This is a genomic window from Pseudomonas rhizosphaerae (assembly GCF_000761155.1).
In the GTDB taxonomy this organism is placed as follows: Bacteria; Pseudomonadota; Gammaproteobacteria; order Pseudomonadales; family Pseudomonadaceae; genus Aquipseudomonas; species Aquipseudomonas rhizosphaerae.
This window is the reverse complement of the sequence record NZ_CP009533.1, coordinates 3,559,165-3,572,738: the sequence shown is the minus strand read 5'-3', so window position 1 is coordinate 3,572,738 and position 13,574 is coordinate 3,559,165. Positions and strand designations below refer to the sequence as shown.

13 protein-coding genes are annotated in these 13,574 nt (G+C 62.7%); 5 read left to right on the top strand and 8 right to left on the bottom strand.

Annotated features, from left to right (window positions below; all coding sequences use genetic code 11):
* The first annotated feature begins 9 nt into the window (after positions 1 to 9).
* The 3 genes from gudD (at position 10) to LT40_RS15765 (ending at position 4,166) form a co-directional block, all read left to right on the top strand.
* Positions 10 to 1,344 (top strand): glucarate dehydratase, encoded by a 1,335-nt coding sequence (gudD, locus tag LT40_RS15775; RefSeq protein WP_043191936.1) that lies wholly within the window; start codon positions 10 to 12, stop codon positions 1,342 to 1,344.
* 399 nt (positions 1,345 to 1,743) lie between these two features.
* The gene (locus LT40_RS15770) at positions 1,744 to 2,451 is read left to right on the top strand and encodes a carbonic anhydrase (RefSeq protein WP_043191935.1); all 708 of its coding nucleotides are present in this window, start codon (positions 1,744 to 1,746) and stop codon (positions 2,449 to 2,451) included.
* A gap of 185 nt (positions 2,452 to 2,636) precedes the next feature.
* Positions 2,637 to 4,166 carry a SulP family inorganic anion transporter gene (locus tag LT40_RS15765; RefSeq protein ID WP_043191934.1) on the top strand — a complete coding sequence of 510 codons (1,530 nt, stop codon included), beginning with the start codon at positions 2,637 to 2,639 and terminating at the stop codon, positions 4,164 to 4,166.
* Between the two features lie 31 nt (positions 4,167 to 4,197).
* Here LT40_RS15765 and LT40_RS15760 read toward each other — a convergent pair whose 3' ends face one another.
* Positions 4,198 to 4,869, bottom strand: coding sequence for a hypothetical protein (locus LT40_RS15760; protein ID WP_043191933.1), 672 nt, complete (start codon positions 4,867 to 4,869; stop codon positions 4,198 to 4,200).
* A gap of 172 nt (positions 4,870 to 5,041) precedes the next feature.
* Here LT40_RS15760 and LT40_RS15755 point away from each other — a divergent pair, with 172 nt between their 5' ends.
* Positions 5,042 to 5,674, top strand: a complete 633-nt coding sequence (locus LT40_RS15755; RefSeq protein WP_043191932.1) for an SCO family protein — start codon at positions 5,042 to 5,044, stop codon at positions 5,672 to 5,674.
* Positions 5,675 to 5,712: 38 nt separating this feature from the next.
* Here LT40_RS15755 and LT40_RS15750 read toward each other — a convergent pair whose 3' ends face one another.
* Genes LT40_RS15750 through LT40_RS15740 form a run of 3 tightly spaced genes read right to left on the bottom strand, consistent with a single transcriptional unit; the run spans position 5,713 to position 8,203 of the window.
* On the bottom strand, positions 5,713 to 6,486 hold the full coding sequence (locus LT40_RS15750) for a MetQ/NlpA family ABC transporter substrate-binding protein (RefSeq protein ID WP_043191931.1): 774 nt from the start codon (positions 6,484 to 6,486) through the stop codon (positions 5,713 to 5,715).
* A gap of 38 nt (positions 6,487 to 6,524) precedes the next feature.
* On the bottom strand, positions 6,525 to 7,196 hold the full coding sequence (locus LT40_RS15745; RefSeq protein ID WP_043191930.1) for a methionine ABC transporter permease: 672 nt from the start codon (positions 7,194 to 7,196) through the stop codon (positions 6,525 to 6,527).
* Positions 7,196 to 8,203, bottom strand: coding sequence for a methionine ABC transporter ATP-binding protein (locus LT40_RS15740; protein ID WP_043191929.1), 1,008 nt, complete (start codon positions 8,201 to 8,203; stop codon positions 7,196 to 7,198). Before LT40_RS15740 ends, LT40_RS15745 begins: the two co-directional genes overlap by 1 nt.
* A 285-nt stretch (positions 8,204 to 8,488) precedes the next feature.
* Between LT40_RS15740 and katE the strand changes: the two genes are divergently transcribed.
* Positions 8,489 to 10,627, top strand: a complete 2,139-nt coding sequence (gene katE / locus LT40_RS15735; RefSeq protein WP_043191928.1) for a catalase HPII — start codon at positions 8,489 to 8,491, stop codon at positions 10,625 to 10,627.
* Here the strand turns inward: katE and LT40_RS15730 are convergent.
* The 4 genes from LT40_RS15730 to zur all read right to left on the bottom strand — a co-directional run bounded on the left by LT40_RS15730 (position 10,624) and on the right by zur (position 13,516).
* Complete coding sequence (locus LT40_RS15730) at positions 10,624 to 11,331, bottom strand: PA5502 family lipoprotein (RefSeq protein ID WP_043191927.1); 708 nt, start codon at positions 11,329 to 11,331, stop codon at positions 10,624 to 10,626. The two genes, katE and LT40_RS15730, sit on opposite strands and share 4 nt — an antisense overlap.
* 157 nt (positions 11,332 to 11,488) lie before the next feature.
* Positions 11,489 to 12,271 carry a zinc ABC transporter permease subunit ZnuB gene (znuB, locus tag LT40_RS15725; protein WP_043191926.1) on the bottom strand — a complete coding sequence of 261 codons (783 nt, stop codon included), beginning with the start codon at positions 12,269 to 12,271 and terminating at the stop codon, positions 11,489 to 11,491.
* The gene (gene znuC, locus LT40_RS15720) at positions 12,264 to 13,034 is read right to left on the bottom strand and encodes a zinc ABC transporter ATP-binding protein ZnuC (protein ID WP_043193745.1); all 771 of its coding nucleotides are present in this window, start codon (positions 13,032 to 13,034) and stop codon (positions 12,264 to 12,266) included. Before znuC ends, znuB begins: the two co-directional genes overlap by 8 nt.
* Entirely contained in the window at positions 13,034 to 13,516 is a 483-nt protein-coding gene (gene zur, locus LT40_RS15715; protein ID WP_043191925.1) for a zinc uptake transcriptional repressor Zur, read from the bottom strand. The genes znuC and zur overlap by 1 nt, the downstream gene beginning before the upstream one ends.
* Between the last annotated feature and the right edge of the window lie 58 nt (positions 13,517 to 13,574).

Here is a 13,574-nt window from a genome sequence, read left to right as displayed (position 1 = left end):
GAAAACCACATGACCACGCACAACGCCCCCATCGTCACCAGCCTGCAAGTCATTCCGGTTGCCGGGCACGACAGCATGCTGCTCAATCTCAGCGGTGCCCATGGCCCGTTCTTCACCCGCAACATCGTGATTCTCAAGGACAGCGCCGGCAACACCGGGGTCGGCGAGGTGCCCGGGGGCGAGCGCATTCGCGAAACCCTGGAAGATGCCCGCAGCCTGGTGGTGGGCCAGCCCATTGGCCAGTACCAACAGATCCTCAACCGCATGCGCACCACCTTCGCGGCTCGCGACAGCGCCGGTCGCGGTCTGCAGACGTTCGACCTGCGCATCACCATCCACGCCGTGACGGCCATGGAGGCCGCCCTGCTCGACCTGCTCGGGCAGTTTCTCGAAGTGCCGGTGGCGGCGCTGCTGGGCGAGGGCCAGCAACGCGATGCGGTGAAGATGCTCGGCTACCTGTTCTACGTGGGTGATCGCAGCCAGACCGACCTTGCCTACCGCAGCGAGCCGGACGCCTCTGACGACTGGAGCCGCCTGCGTCACGAAAAGGCGATGACCCCAGAGGCGGTGGTGCGCCTGGCCGAAGCGGCCAAGGCCAAGTACGGCTTCAACGACTTCAAGCTCAAGGGCGGCGTGCTGCGCGGCGCCGAGGAGATCGAGGCGGTGACCGCGCTGGCCGAGCGTTTTCCCGACGCGCGCATCACCCTGGACCCCAACGGGGCCTGGTCGTTGAAGGAGGCGATCGGCCTGTGCCGCGATCAGCATCATGTGTTGGCGTATGCCGAAGACCCTTGTGGCGCCGAGAACGGCTATTCGGGGCGTGAAGTCATGGCCGAGTTCCGCCGCGCCACGGGCCTGCCTACTGCCACCAACATGATCGCCACCGACTGGCGCGAAATGGGTCACGCGATTCAATTGCAGTCGGTGGACATCCCACTGGCCGACCCGCATTTCTGGACCATGCAGGGCTCGGTGCGGGTGGCGCAGATGTGCAACGATTGGGGGCTGACCTGGGGCTCGCACTCCAACAACCATTTCGATATTTCGCTGGCGATGTTCACCCAGGTGGCCGCTGCGGCACCGGGCGAGATCACCGCGATCGACACGCATTGGATCTGGCAGGATGGACAGCGCCTGACCAAGGAGCCTTTGCAGATCGTCGACGGTTTCGTCAAAGTGCCCGCCAAGCCGGGCCTGGGTGTGGACATCGACATGGACGAAGTGGCCAAGGCCCACGAGCTGTACAAGACCAAGGGCCTGGGCGCGCGGGACGACGGTATTGCCATGCAATACCTGATTTCAGACTGGAAATTCGATAACAAGCGTCCCTGCCTGGTGCGCTGATCCGCCTGCTTCACCGCATCGCCCATGACGCGGCTCGCGCCGCTGCTACAAAGATTGCGTGGCCCATGACGCGGCCTGCGCCGTTGTTATGAATTTCACGATTCCTGTAGCAGCGGCGCAAGCCGCGTCGGTGGTTTATGCAGTGCATCTGAGAGAACACGGTGAAGCCGGACGCGACTCGCGCCGCTGCTACAGGGACGCCGCCCATCGTCTTGGCAAACCCCCACCCCCGCGCAATAGAGCGCTCGATTCAGGTTCAGTTAAGTTTTCACCGGTAACGTTAGTGACAAATGACTCACAAGTCATAATCCTATGTAAATCATCTCGTCCAGCCATGAGCTGTGGGAATTTTTACCCGGTAAACTGGGAACCATCTCAAATCCAGCAAGAGGATGAATCATGAGCGACAAGGATCCTACACCGAGCCACGCTGATACGGCTGAAGCCTCCCTGAAGCAGATCGTCGACGGCTTCCTGCATTTCCATCATGACGTCTTCCCCCAGCAACAAGAATTGTTCAAAAAGCTTGCCACCGCGCAGGCACCGCGGGCCATGTTCATCACCTGCGCCGACTCACGCATCGTCCCCGAACTCATCACCCAAAGCTCTCCCGGCGACCTGTTCGTGACCCGCAACGTCGGCAACGTCGTGCCGCCTTATGGCCAGATGAACGGCGGCGTTTCCACCGCCCTGGAATACGCCATCCTGGCGCTGGGCGTGCAACACGTCATCGTCTGCGGCCACTCCGACTGCGGCGCAATGCGCGCCGTACTCAACCCCGCTTCGCTGGAAAAGATGCCGACGGTCAAGGCCTGGCTGCGCCATTCGGAAGTGGCCCGTACCGTGGTCGAAGACAACTGCAACTGCGCCAACGAAGCGGAAAGCATGAAAGTGCTGACCGAAGAAAACGTTATCTCCCAGCTGCAGCACCTGCGCACTCACCCGTCGGTGGCCTCGCGCATGGCCAGCGGCCAGTTGTTCATCCATGGTTGGATCTACAACATCGAAACCAGCGAGATCAAAGCCTACGACGCCGAGCAGGATTGTTTCCGTCCGCTCGACAGAATGACCACCACGCCTAGCGCCACGCCCAAGGGCCGTTTCTAGGTCGCCGTGTCGTCCGTATGACAGGGCCCGTCCGGCCATAACCTGTCGACAGCACCCTTATCAACTGCTTGCCTGATCCACTTGTACCCAGCCGCACTGGCTGGGCTACATGGGATGGGGCGGGCATGTTGTTGCCTGTCGAAAAGTGTGGCCCGGCGCGCTGGAATGCTTGCAGGAGATTGAACGTGAATATTGCACAGATAAAAGCAGTGTTGCCGCGCGAGTTGCTCGCCTCGGTCGTGGTGTTTCTGGTCGCGCTGCCGTTGTGCATGGGTATTGCCATCGCTTCGGGAATGCCGCCTTCCAAGGGCCTGATCACCGGCATCATCGGCGGTATCGTGGTCGGCTTTCTGGCCGGCTCGCCGTTGCAGGTCAGCGGCCCGGCCGCCGGGTTGGCCGTGCTGGTCTTCGAGCTGGTTAGACAGCATGGCATGGCCATGCTTGGGCCGATCCTGCTGCTGGCCGGTCTGCTGCAGCTGTTGGCCGGGCGTTTCAAGCTCGGCTGCTGGTTCCGCGTCACGGCACCGGCTGTGGTCTACGGCATGCTGGCCGGCATCGGCGTACTGATCGTGCTGTCCCAGATCCATGTCATGCTCGACCAGGCGCCGCAGCCCTCGGGCCTGAGCAACCTGATCGAATTCCCTGCGGTCGTTGGCCAGGCCATTCCCAGCATCGGCGGCGGGTTGGGCTGGCAAGCCGGCCTGCTGGGCCTGCTGACCATCGCCGTCATGTACGCCTGGGAGAAGCTGCGCCCACAAAAGCTGCGCTTCGTACCCGGCGCATTGCTGGGCGTCGGCCTGGCGACGGGCTTGAGCCTGTTCTTCGCCATGCCGGTCAAGCGCGTCGAGGTGCCGGCCAACCTGGCCGAAGCCATCGACTGGCTACGCCCCGCCGACCTGCTCAACCTGGCCGATCCGACCCTGTTGATCGCCGCCATTGCCGTGGCCTTCATCGCCAGTGCCGAAACCCTGCTCTCGGCGGCTGCAGTCGACCGCATGCACAACGGCCAGCGTTCGGATTTCGACCGCGAGTTATCGGCCCAGGGCGTTGGCAACATGCTCTGCGGCATTCTCGGCGCCCTGCCCATGACCGGCGTGATCGTACGCAGCTCGGCCAACGTCCAGGCCGGCGCACAGACCCGTCTGTCGGCGATCCTGCACGGTGTCTGGCTGCTCGGCTTCGTCGTCCTGCTGTCCAGCTTGTTGCAGAGCATCCCGGTTGCCAGCCTGGCGGGCGTGCTGGTCTTCACCGGCGTCAAGCTGGTCGACTTCAAGGCGTTCAAGGGATTGGGTCGCTACGGTCGCATGCCGATGTTCACCTACGCGGCCACGGCCCTGGCGATCGTCTTCACCGACCTGCTCACCGGTGTGCTGCTGGGCTTCGCCCTGACGCTGCTGAAGCTGGCCTTCAAGGCTGCACGTCTGAAGATCACCCTGGTCGACCAGGCACCGGGCGAGGTAGAGCTGCGCATGGTGGGTTCGGCAACCTTTCTCAAGGTCCCGGCCCTGACCAAGACGTTGGCCAGCATTCCAGAAGGCACGACCGTGCATGTGCCCCTCGCCGGTCTGAATTACATCGACCATTCGTGCCTGGAATTGCTGGAAGACTGGGGACGAGCGAACCAGAGCAAGGGCTCGCGGATGATCATCGAAAGCCGAGGTCTGAAGCGGCGTATCGAAGGTCGGCTGCGGACCAGCGCAGGTTTCGGCAGCTAGCCCGGCAATCGGCAAGCGCGGGGCTTGGCGACTAGTGCTCGCCAGGCCCTGTGGCAGCCTCCGAGGCTGCGCTCAAGTCCAGGCCAATGCCCAGGCGTCGTGACATGCACGGCCACTGTTTCCACGCCTCCCCGGTCTCGGGGCTGATCAGTCTGTCGCGATAGGCCTGCACCGAGGGCAACTCGAAGCTTTCGTCGCAGAGCATCTGATCCACCGAATGGTGCACCACTTCATCCAGCTGGTTGGCGAAGGTTTCGCCGATCAACTGGTGGGCGATCAGGTTGGCCACGGTCATGTCCAGCGGTATCAGCGGCTGGCCCAAGTGGCGGATGTACAGGTCGTTGACCTCTTCGACCAGGCGATGCGCCAGGTAGGCTTCGTCGAGCAGGCCATCCAAGCCTTGCTGGCTGGCCAGAATCCCGGGCGGACGCAGAAAGTAGTCTTCGGCGATCTTCAGCACCGGCTTGATCTGCGACTCGATCCCGGCCTTGCCTGCGACTTCGCTGGCGGCATCCAGCAACTGCGGGACTTCATCGATGTAGGCGCTGACGAAGCGCCACAAAGCGGCGCCGCCGCCGTCGGCCAGGTCGATGGCCGGGTGCAGCTGGGGCAACTGTTTTTCCAGTCGTTGATGCAGGTGGCCGGTAACAGCCTCGTGGTCGGTGGCACGTTGGATCTGCTCGCGCAATGCGGCGGTGTTCATGAACGCTCCAGGCGGGTGTAACGCAGGTGAAATGGGAACGATAGCTGGCCCATCGGGAAGGCTAAGACGCATTTGTCATAGTCAGGGCACATTTCATAACGCTGCGAATCACTACCGTCCTGGCGACTCGCCTGATAACGTCGCCCCTTCCTACGTGCATCGACCTAGACCCATGACCAAAGCGCAGAAAATCGTCTTCACCGTTGCCGGCGCCCTTGCCTTGCTGATCGGATTGAGCGTGCACCGTCTGCTCGATGGACAAAAGCAGCCCGACCGCGCCGGGCTGGTCGATGCGGGCATCATTCTGTTGGCTCAAAGCCGGGCGATGCCTGCGCTGCAGATGACCGACCAGAACGGGGCAGTGGTCCACATGGATCAATTGCAAGGCAAATGGTCGCTGCTGTTCTTCGGCTACACGTTCTGCCCGGACATCTGCCCGACCACCCTGGCCAACCTGCGCGACGTGCAGCAACAGCTGCCCAACGTCACGCGCGAGCGCCTGCAGGTGGTGCTGATCAGTGTCGACCCGCACCGCGACACGCCCGAGCGGCTCAAGCAGTACCTGGGTTATTTCAAGGCAGGCTTCGAAGGGTGGGTCGCACCGGTTGAAACCCTGCAGACGCTGGCCAGCGCCATCAGCATTCCGTTCATCCCCGCCGACACGCGCAAGCCTAATTACTTGGTGGAGCACAGTGCCAACCTGGCATTGATCGGTCCGGATGGGCGACAAAGGGGGTTCATTCGCGGGCCGATCGACAATGCGAAGATGATCGCCCAGCTTCCAGGGCTGGTCGCGGGCGATTAACAGATGAGGGTCGAGCTTACACTCGACGTGTCACTGGCTTAGAAAGCCGGCAGCACCGCGCCCTTGTATTTCTCGGTGATGAATTGCTTGAGCTCGGGGCTGTGCAGCGCGGCGGCCAGTTTCTGCATGGCCGGTGAGTCCTTGTTGTCCGGGCGGGCTACCAGAATGTTCACATAGGGCGAGTCGTTGCCTTCGATGAACAGCGCATCCTTGGACGGATCCAGCTTGGCTTCCAGCGCGTAGTTGGTGTTGATCAGCGCCAGGTCGACCTGGGTCAGTACGCGCGGGATGGTCGCCGCTTCCAACTCACGGATCTTCAAGCCCTTGGGGTTCTCGACGATGTCCTTGGTGGTGGCCAGGATGTTGCTCTGGTCCTTGAGGCGAATCAGGCCGTATTTCTGCAGCAGCAACAGGGCACGACCGCCGTTGGTGGCGTCGTTGGGCACCACTACGTTGGCGCCGTTGCCAAGCTCGTCAAGCGACTTGATCTTGCTCGAGTAGGCACCCAGTGGCTCCAGGTGAACGCCAGTGACCGCGACCAGGTCGGTGCCGCGGCCCTTGTTGAACTCATCCAAGTAAGGCTGATGCTGGAAGAAATTCGCATCCATGGCCTTCTGCGCCACTTGAGCGTTGGGCTGGATGTAGTCGGTGAAGATCTTGACGTTGAGGTCCACGCCCTGCTCGGCCAACTGCGGCTTCACGAATTCGAGAATCTCGGCGTGCGGTACGGCAGTGGCCGCCACGTTCAGGCTTTCGTTGGCCTGGGCGGACAGTGCAGCGACGGCGGCCATGGCGGCCAGTAGTTTTTTCATTTTCGATTTCCTTTTCGGCCCGTGGGCCAGACCATCAATTATTTGCGCGAAAAGTGCACGACCAGGCGGTCGCCCAGCATCTGCAGCAGTTGGACCATCAGAATCAGGATGATCACCGTGACGTACATCACGTTGTCCTGGAAGCGTTGGTAGCCGTAGCGAATCGCCAGGTCACCCAGCCCTCCAGCCCCCACCACGCCGGCCATGGCGGTATACGACACCAGCGTGATGGTCGTCACGGTGACGGCGGCGATGATGCCCGGCATGGCCTCGGGCACCAGCGCCCGGGTGATGATCTGCCGCGTCGAGGCGCCCATGGCCTGGGTCGCTTCGATGATGCCGCGATCGACCTCACGCAGTGCGGTTTCCACCAGGCGTGCGAAGAACGGCACGGTACCGATGACCAGCGGCGGAATCGCCCCGGCCACCCCCAGCGAAGTGCCCACCAGTACTACCGTGGTGGGAATGAGCAGGATGATCAGGATGATGAACGGCAGCGAGCGCACCACGTTGACGACGAATGACAGCACCGCATACAGCCGGGGTTTCTCAAACATCTGCCGCGGGCTGGTGAGGAACAGCACGACGCCCAGTGGCAGGCCCAGGAGGATGGTGAACAGCAGCGAAGTGCCGAGCATCACCAGCGTATCGAGGGTTGCCTGCCAGATTTCGCTCCAGTCGACGCTGGCGAAGAAGTTGATCAGGTCCATCAGCGCAGCACCTCCATGTGAACGTCCGCGGCAGTGAAGCGGGCGAATGCCGCTTCCATGTCGCCGCCGGTGATAGCCAGGGTCAACTGGCCATAGGGGGTGTCCTTGATGCGGTCGATGCGACCGGCCAGGATGCTGTAGTCGACGCCGGTCTCGCGCGCCACGGTACCCAACAGCGGCGCGTAGGTGGGCTCTCCCTGGAAGGTAAGGCGCACGATGCGGCCCGCCACGTGGGCGAAGTCGCTGCGCTGCTCGTTCTCGTCGACCTGCTCGTCTTCCTGGACGAAGCGGCGCGTGGTCGGATGCTGTGGGTGCAGGAATACGTCGGCCACAGGACCTTGTTCGACGATGCGTCCGGCGTCCATCACCGCCACCTGATCGCAGACCCGGCGGATCACGTCCATTTCATGGGTAATGAGCACGATGGTCAGTTGCAGTTCGCGGTTGATCTCGGCCAGCAGTTGCAGCACCGAAGCGGTGGTCTGCGGATCCAGGGCGCTGGTGGCCTCGTCGCAGAGCAGGATCTTCGGGTTGGTCGACAGCGCACGGGCAATGCCCACGCGCTGCTTCTGCCCGCCCGACAGCTGCGCCGGGTACTTGCGCGCATGGTCGGACAGACCGACGCGCTCGAGCAGTTGGGCCACGCGCTGGTCGATTTCCTTGCGCGACAGGCGACCGGCCAGGTTCAGCGGCATCGCCACGTTGTCGGCAACGGTCTTGGAGGCCAGCAGGTTGAAATGCTGGAAGATCATGCCGACCTGTTGGCGGAAGCCGCGCAGGGCGTCGGCGTCGAACGCGGTGACGTCTTCACCGTCGACGATGATCGTGCCACCGCTGGGGTTTTCCAGGCGATTGATCAGGCGCAGCAGCGTGCTTTTGCCTGCGCCGGAGTGGCCGATCAGGCCGAACACCTGGCCTGCCGGCACGATGAGCCGGGTGGGATGCAGCGCGGGGATCTCCCTACCGGCCACGCGGTAGGTCTTGTGGACATCTTGGAACTCGATCACGTAGCGAACCTTGTGGGGCGCATGAATAGGGGAGCAGCTGATAGCCGGGCGCGCATTTTAGCCCAGGCGTCCAGCCGTATTTAGCATTTATTTTCGTCGCAACCTGCGATTTGGCAATAACGCGACTAAAGGTCGACACCCCTACCGTTCGTGAAAAAAAAGGAACGCCCACGTGATCTGTCCGGTCTCTTGCTGAGTATTCCTGACCCATGCCTGCCGTGATCAGGTGAGGGTACTTATCAAAGTCCGTCCACGGACTGCCGTGAACCAAGGAGTTAAGGCCCGATGAGCAACAAGACCCCCCCTGCCGGCAAGAGCGAAGCGGCTGGCACCGACACCCTGGATCGTCAGAACACCAACGCCAAGCTCGAATCGCTCGAGCAGTTCCGTGCCGATGGCACCGGACAAGCGCTGCGCACCAACCATGGCGTGAAAATCAGCGACAACCAGAACACCTTGAAGGCTGGCCCGCGCGGCCCGTCGCTGCTCGAAGACTTCATCATGCGTGAGAAGATCACGCACTTCGACCACGAGCGCATCCCGGAGCGTATCGTCCACGCCCGTGGTACCGCGGCCCACGGTTTCTTCGAGACCTACGAAGACCATTCGGCCCTGACCAAGGCCGGCTTCCTGCGCGACCCGTCGAAGAAGACTCCGGTCTTCGTGCGTTTCTCTACCGTGCAAGGCCCACGTGGTTCGGGCGACACCGTGCGCGACGTGCGTGGTTTTGCCGTCAAGCTCTACACCGACGAAGGCAACTTCGACCTGGTCGGCAACAACATGCCGATCTTCTTCATCCAGGACGCGATCAAGTTCCCCGACTTCGTCCACGCGGTGAAGCCTGAGCCGCACAACGAGATCCCTACCGGCGGCTCCGCCCACGACACCTTCTGGGACTTCGTCTCGCTGGTGCCGGAATCGGCGCACATGGTGCTGTGGACCATGTCCGACCGTGCGATCCCGAAAAGCCTGCGCACCATGCAGGGCTTCGGCATCCACACCTTCCGCTTCGTCAACGGCGAAGGCAAGGGCACGTTCGTCAAGTTCCACTGGAAGCCCAAGTTCGGCACCTGCTCGCTGGTGTGGGACGAAGCGCAGAAACTGGCCGGCAAGGACACCGACTTCCACCGCCGCGACCTGTGGGAATCCATCGAGATGGGTGACTACCCGGAATGGGAACTGGGTGTGCAGATCGTGCCGGAAGAAGACGAGCACAAGTTCGAATTCGACCTGCTCGACCCGACCAAGATCATTCCCGAAGAGCTGGTTCCGGTCACTCCGCTGGGCCGCATGGTCCTGGACCGCAACCCGGACAACTACTTTGCCGAGACCGAGCAGGTCGCCTTCTGCCCTGGCCACATCGTTCCAGGTATCGACTTCAGCAACGACCCGCTGCTGCAAGGCCGTCTGTTCTCCTACACCGATACCCAGATCAGCCGTCTCGGTGGGCCGAACTTCCACGAGATCCCGATCAACCGTCCGATCGCGCCGAACCACAACGGTCAGCGTGACGCCCAGCATCGCACCCGCATCGACAAAGGCCGTGCTTCCTACGAGCCGAATTCGATCGACGGCGGCTGGCCGAAAGAAACCCCATCGGCACCGATCGATGGCGGCTTCGAAACCTATCCGGAGCGTGTCGACGCGCACAAGGTCCGCGAGCGCAGCGAATCGTTCTCCGACCATTTCTCGCAAGCCACGCTGTTCTTCAACAGCATGAGCCATGCCGAGAAAGAGCACATCATCGCGGCCTATAGCTTCGAGTTGGGCAAGGTCGAGCGCGAATACATTCGTGCCCGTCAGGTCAACGAGATCCTGGCGAACATCGATCTGGAACTGGCGTCGCGCGTTGCCGCCAACCTGGGTCTGCCGGCGCCCACCAAGGGCACCGTGTCGGTCAAGCCTTCTTCGCTGAAGGAATCGCCTGCGCTGAGCCAGATGAACCTGCTGTCGGGTGATATCAAGAGCCGCAAGGTGGCGATCCTGGTTGCCAACGGTGTGGATGGCAAAGCGGTCGCGGCGCTGCAGAAGGCCCTCAAGGCCGAAGGCGCTCATGCTAAGGTGTTGGGCCCTACCAGCGCCCCGGTGAAGACGGCCGACGGTCAGACTCTGGCTGTCGACGCTTCCCAGGAAGGCTTGCCTTCGGTGGCCTTCGATGCAGTATGGGTGCCAGGTGGCGCCGATTCGATCAAGGCGCTGAGCGCCGATGGCGTGGCCTTGCACTATCTGCTTGAGGCCTACAAGCACCTCAAGGCGATCGGTATCAGCAAGGATGGCAAGGCGCTGCTCGAAGCGCTGCGCCTGAAGGAAGATGCCGGTCTGCTGGTGGGCGACGATGACAGCACCATCAAGGCGTTCATCGCTGCCATCGCCAAGCACCGTGTCTGGGACCGTGAGCCGGCCGCCAAGGCGATTCCGGCTTAACGGCGCGGTATAAGCACTACCTGGGTCGGTTGTCCGTGAACCACACGGCGACCGACCTTCAGTTGCATTTCTGGCAACTGTTCGCTGACGCGCTGCTTGAGCAGCGCTTCCAGCCGGCGATACTCGCCTGGTTGGGCCACCTGAATGATCACATCGCATTGGTAATGAACGACGTCGGTCGCGATGTCGCGCATCTGTGCGCGCAATTGAGGCGCGCTGCGCATCTTCAACGGTACCGCTGAAACACTGGCGTTCGGATCCAGCACCAAGGCCTTGGGCCGAGCTTCGGCCGCTTTCAGGGCCGCTTCGGCTTTTTCCAGCTCGGCCTTGCGCGCCTGGGCGATCGCGCCATTGACCCCACCGATGAGGGCCGGTGCCTGGGGCATCAACACGCGAGCACGGCCCAGCGCGGTGGCCGCCGCATTGACGTCACCCTTCTGCAGCATCACCTGGCTGCGCTGCAAGTAGGCTTCGGCCAACTGCCGCTGCGCCTCGTTGACGCGCGGATCCTGCGGAGCCTGGGCCTGTAGCTTGACCAGCTGATCTTCAGCCGTGGCCAGCTCGCTGCTGGCGATGTTGATTTCCAGCTGCTGCCACGCATCCGGACCTGCGTCAGCGGCAGGGTCGCGCGACGATGTCTGGCAAGCGGTCAACAGCAGGGAAAGTGTGGCAACTAGCAGATAACGGGAGGCGAACGGCTTCATTGCTGCGACTCTCTATTTGCCCAAAAAACGGCCAAGTCTACACCGTGGGGGGTGTCGGCGAAAATATGAACGCTGAAAATCGCTGATCCGCCTCTTCCAGGTAGTATCGGAGCGGCGGCAAGCCCTCGCCTTTGAAAAAATCCTTGCTGACAAATCCCTACCGCTTGGGCAACGCAAAACTCAGCAGAAACAACACCGCCGCACTCACCACGATCGATGGCCCGGCCGGAGTGTCCTTGAACCATGAGAGCGCCAACCCGGCACACACCGCGATCACCCCCAGCACGCTGGCGCCCACTGCCATCTGCTCGGGCGAGCGTGCATGGCGTTGGGCGGCTGCCGCCGGAATGATCAACAGCGAGGTGATCAGCAAGACCCCGACGATTTTCATCGCCACTGCGATCACCACGGCGATCAGCAGCATCAAGGCCATGCGCAGGCCGGCCACGGGCAAGCCTTCGATGCGTGCCAGCTCTTCATGGACGGTGATCGCCAGCAACGGCCGCCACAGGGCGATCAACAGTGCCAGTACGGCCACGCTGCCACCGATGATCCAATACAGATCGGTCGGGCTGATCGCCAACAGGTCGCCGAACAGATAACCCATCAGGTCGATGCGCACGTCGCGCATGAAGCTCAGCACCACCAGGCCCAGCGACAGCGTGCTCGGCGCCAGGATCCCCAGCAGGGTGTCCGAGGCCAGTGGCTGGCGTTGCTGCAGCGTCACCAGCAGGATCGCCAGCAGCAGGCAGCCCACCGTGACTGCCAGCGCCGGGCTTACATCCAGAACGAAACCCAGGGCTACGCCCAGCAAGGCCGCATGGGACAAGGTGTCGCCGAAATAGGCCATGCGGCGCCAAACCACGAACGAACCCAGCGGTCCCGCTACCACTGCCAGGGAAAGGCCTGCCAGCAAGGCATACAGTAAAAAATCAGCCATGCTTGCAGCTGTCTCCGTGTACGTGAGTGTCACTGACTACGCTGCCATGCAGGTCATGGGCGTGGTCGTGATGATGGTGGTAGATCGCCAGGCTGGGCGCGTGGCTGCCAAACAGCTCGACGAAGGCCGGATCGCCGCTGACCTGCTCGGGATGACCGGAGCAGCAGACATGGCGGTTGAGACAGACCACCTGGTCGGTGGTGCTCATGACCAGATGCAGGTCGTGGGACACCATCAGCACGCCGCAGCCATGGCGTTCGCGCAGGCGTGTGATCAATGCATACAGTTCGGCCTGGCCGGCCACATCGACGCCTTGCACCGGCTCGTCGAGCACCAGCAGTTCGGGCTCGCGCAACAGCGCTCGGGCCAGCAGCACGCGCTGCATTTCACCGCCGGACACCGTCTGGATCGGGCTGTCGAGGGTCTGCGCGGCGCCCACCTCTGCCAGTGCCGCCTGCGCCCGCGCGCGGTCCACGCCCGGCACCAGGCGCAGGAAGCGCAGCACCGACAGCGGCAGGGTCGGGTCCACGTGCAGCTTCTGCGGCATGTAGCCGATACGCAGCCGAGGCTTGCGCCAGACGCTGCCCGAATCGGGCTTGAGCAAGCCGAGCACGGCGCGCACCAGGGTGGTCTTGCCGGCGCCGTTGGGGCCGATCAAGGTGACGATTTCGCCAGGCTGCACGCACAGGTGGATGTCGTCGAGCACCCGTTGGCCGGCGAACTCGACCGTGACCTGGTCCAGGCGAATCAAGGCTTCGCTCATCACGCCCCCCGGCAGGCCGCGCACAGCCCGACCACTTCCACGGTCTGCCCCTCGACCGCAAAGCCGACGCCCTGCGCACTCTGGACGATGGCGTCGCTGATGGTCTTGTGCTCCAGCTCCACGGCGACATGGCAGGTGCGACAGATCAGAAACTGGCCCTGGTGTGCGTGCTCGGGATGGTTGCAGCCGATGAACGCGTTGAGCGAGGCAATGCGGTGTACCAGGTTGTTGTCGAGCAGGAAGTCCAGGGCGCGATAGACCGTGGGCGGTGCCGCGCGACGGCCATCCTGTTCGCTGAGCACGGCAAGGATGTCGTAGGCGCCCAGCGGCTTGTGGCTTTGCCAGACCAGCTCCAGCACACGACGGCGCAGGGCGGTCAGGCGCAGGCCCTGTTTGAGGCAAATGGCATCGGCCTCGCTCAGCGCGGTATGCACGCAATGCGAGTGGTCGTGAGGACGGCTGGCCAGCGGGGTTTCAGACATGAGCGGCGACGAATTCTGATGGAGACGTTATTATGTTACCTGTTCTTGCCCTCGAGAG

Excerpts from the sequence above, each read along its gene's own strand:
- gudD (WP_043191936.1), top strand. The coding sequence starts at position 10 with ATGACCACGCACAACGCCCCCATCGTCACCAGCCTGCAAGTCATTCCG.
- LT40_RS15770 (WP_043191935.1), top strand. The coding sequence starts at position 1,744 with ATGAGCGACAAGGATCCTACACCGAGCCACGCTGATACGGCTGAAGCC.
- LT40_RS15760 (WP_043191933.1), bottom strand. The coding sequence starts at position 4,869 with ATGAACACCGCCGCATTGCGCGAGCAGATCCAACGTGCCACCGACCAC.
- LT40_RS15755 (WP_043191932.1), top strand. The coding sequence starts at position 5,042 with ATGACCAAAGCGCAGAAAATCGTCTTCACCGTTGCCGGCGCCCTTGCC.
- LT40_RS15750 (WP_043191931.1), bottom strand. The coding sequence starts at position 6,486 with ATGAAAAAACTACTGGCCGCCATGGCCGCCGTCGCTGCACTGTCCGCC.
- LT40_RS15745 (WP_043191930.1), bottom strand. The coding sequence starts at position 7,196 with ATGGACCTGATCAACTTCTTCGCCAGCGTCGACTGGAGCGAAATCTGG.
- katE (WP_043191928.1), top strand. The coding sequence starts at position 8,489 with ATGAGCAACAAGACCCCCCCTGCCGGCAAGAGCGAAGCGGCTGGCACC.
- LT40_RS15730 (WP_043191927.1), bottom strand. The coding sequence starts at position 11,331 with ATGAAGCCGTTCGCCTCCCGTTATCTGCTAGTTGCCACACTTTCCCTG.
- znuB (WP_043191926.1), bottom strand. The coding sequence starts at position 12,271 with ATGGCTGATTTTTTACTGTATGCCTTGCTGGCAGGCCTTTCCCTGGCA.
- znuC (WP_043193745.1), bottom strand. The coding sequence starts at position 13,034 with ATGAGCGAAGCCTTGATTCGCCTGGACCAGGTCACGGTCGAGTTCGCC.
- zur (WP_043191925.1), bottom strand. The coding sequence starts at position 13,516 with ATGTCTGAAACCCCGCTGGCCAGCCGTCCTCACGACCACTCGCATTGC.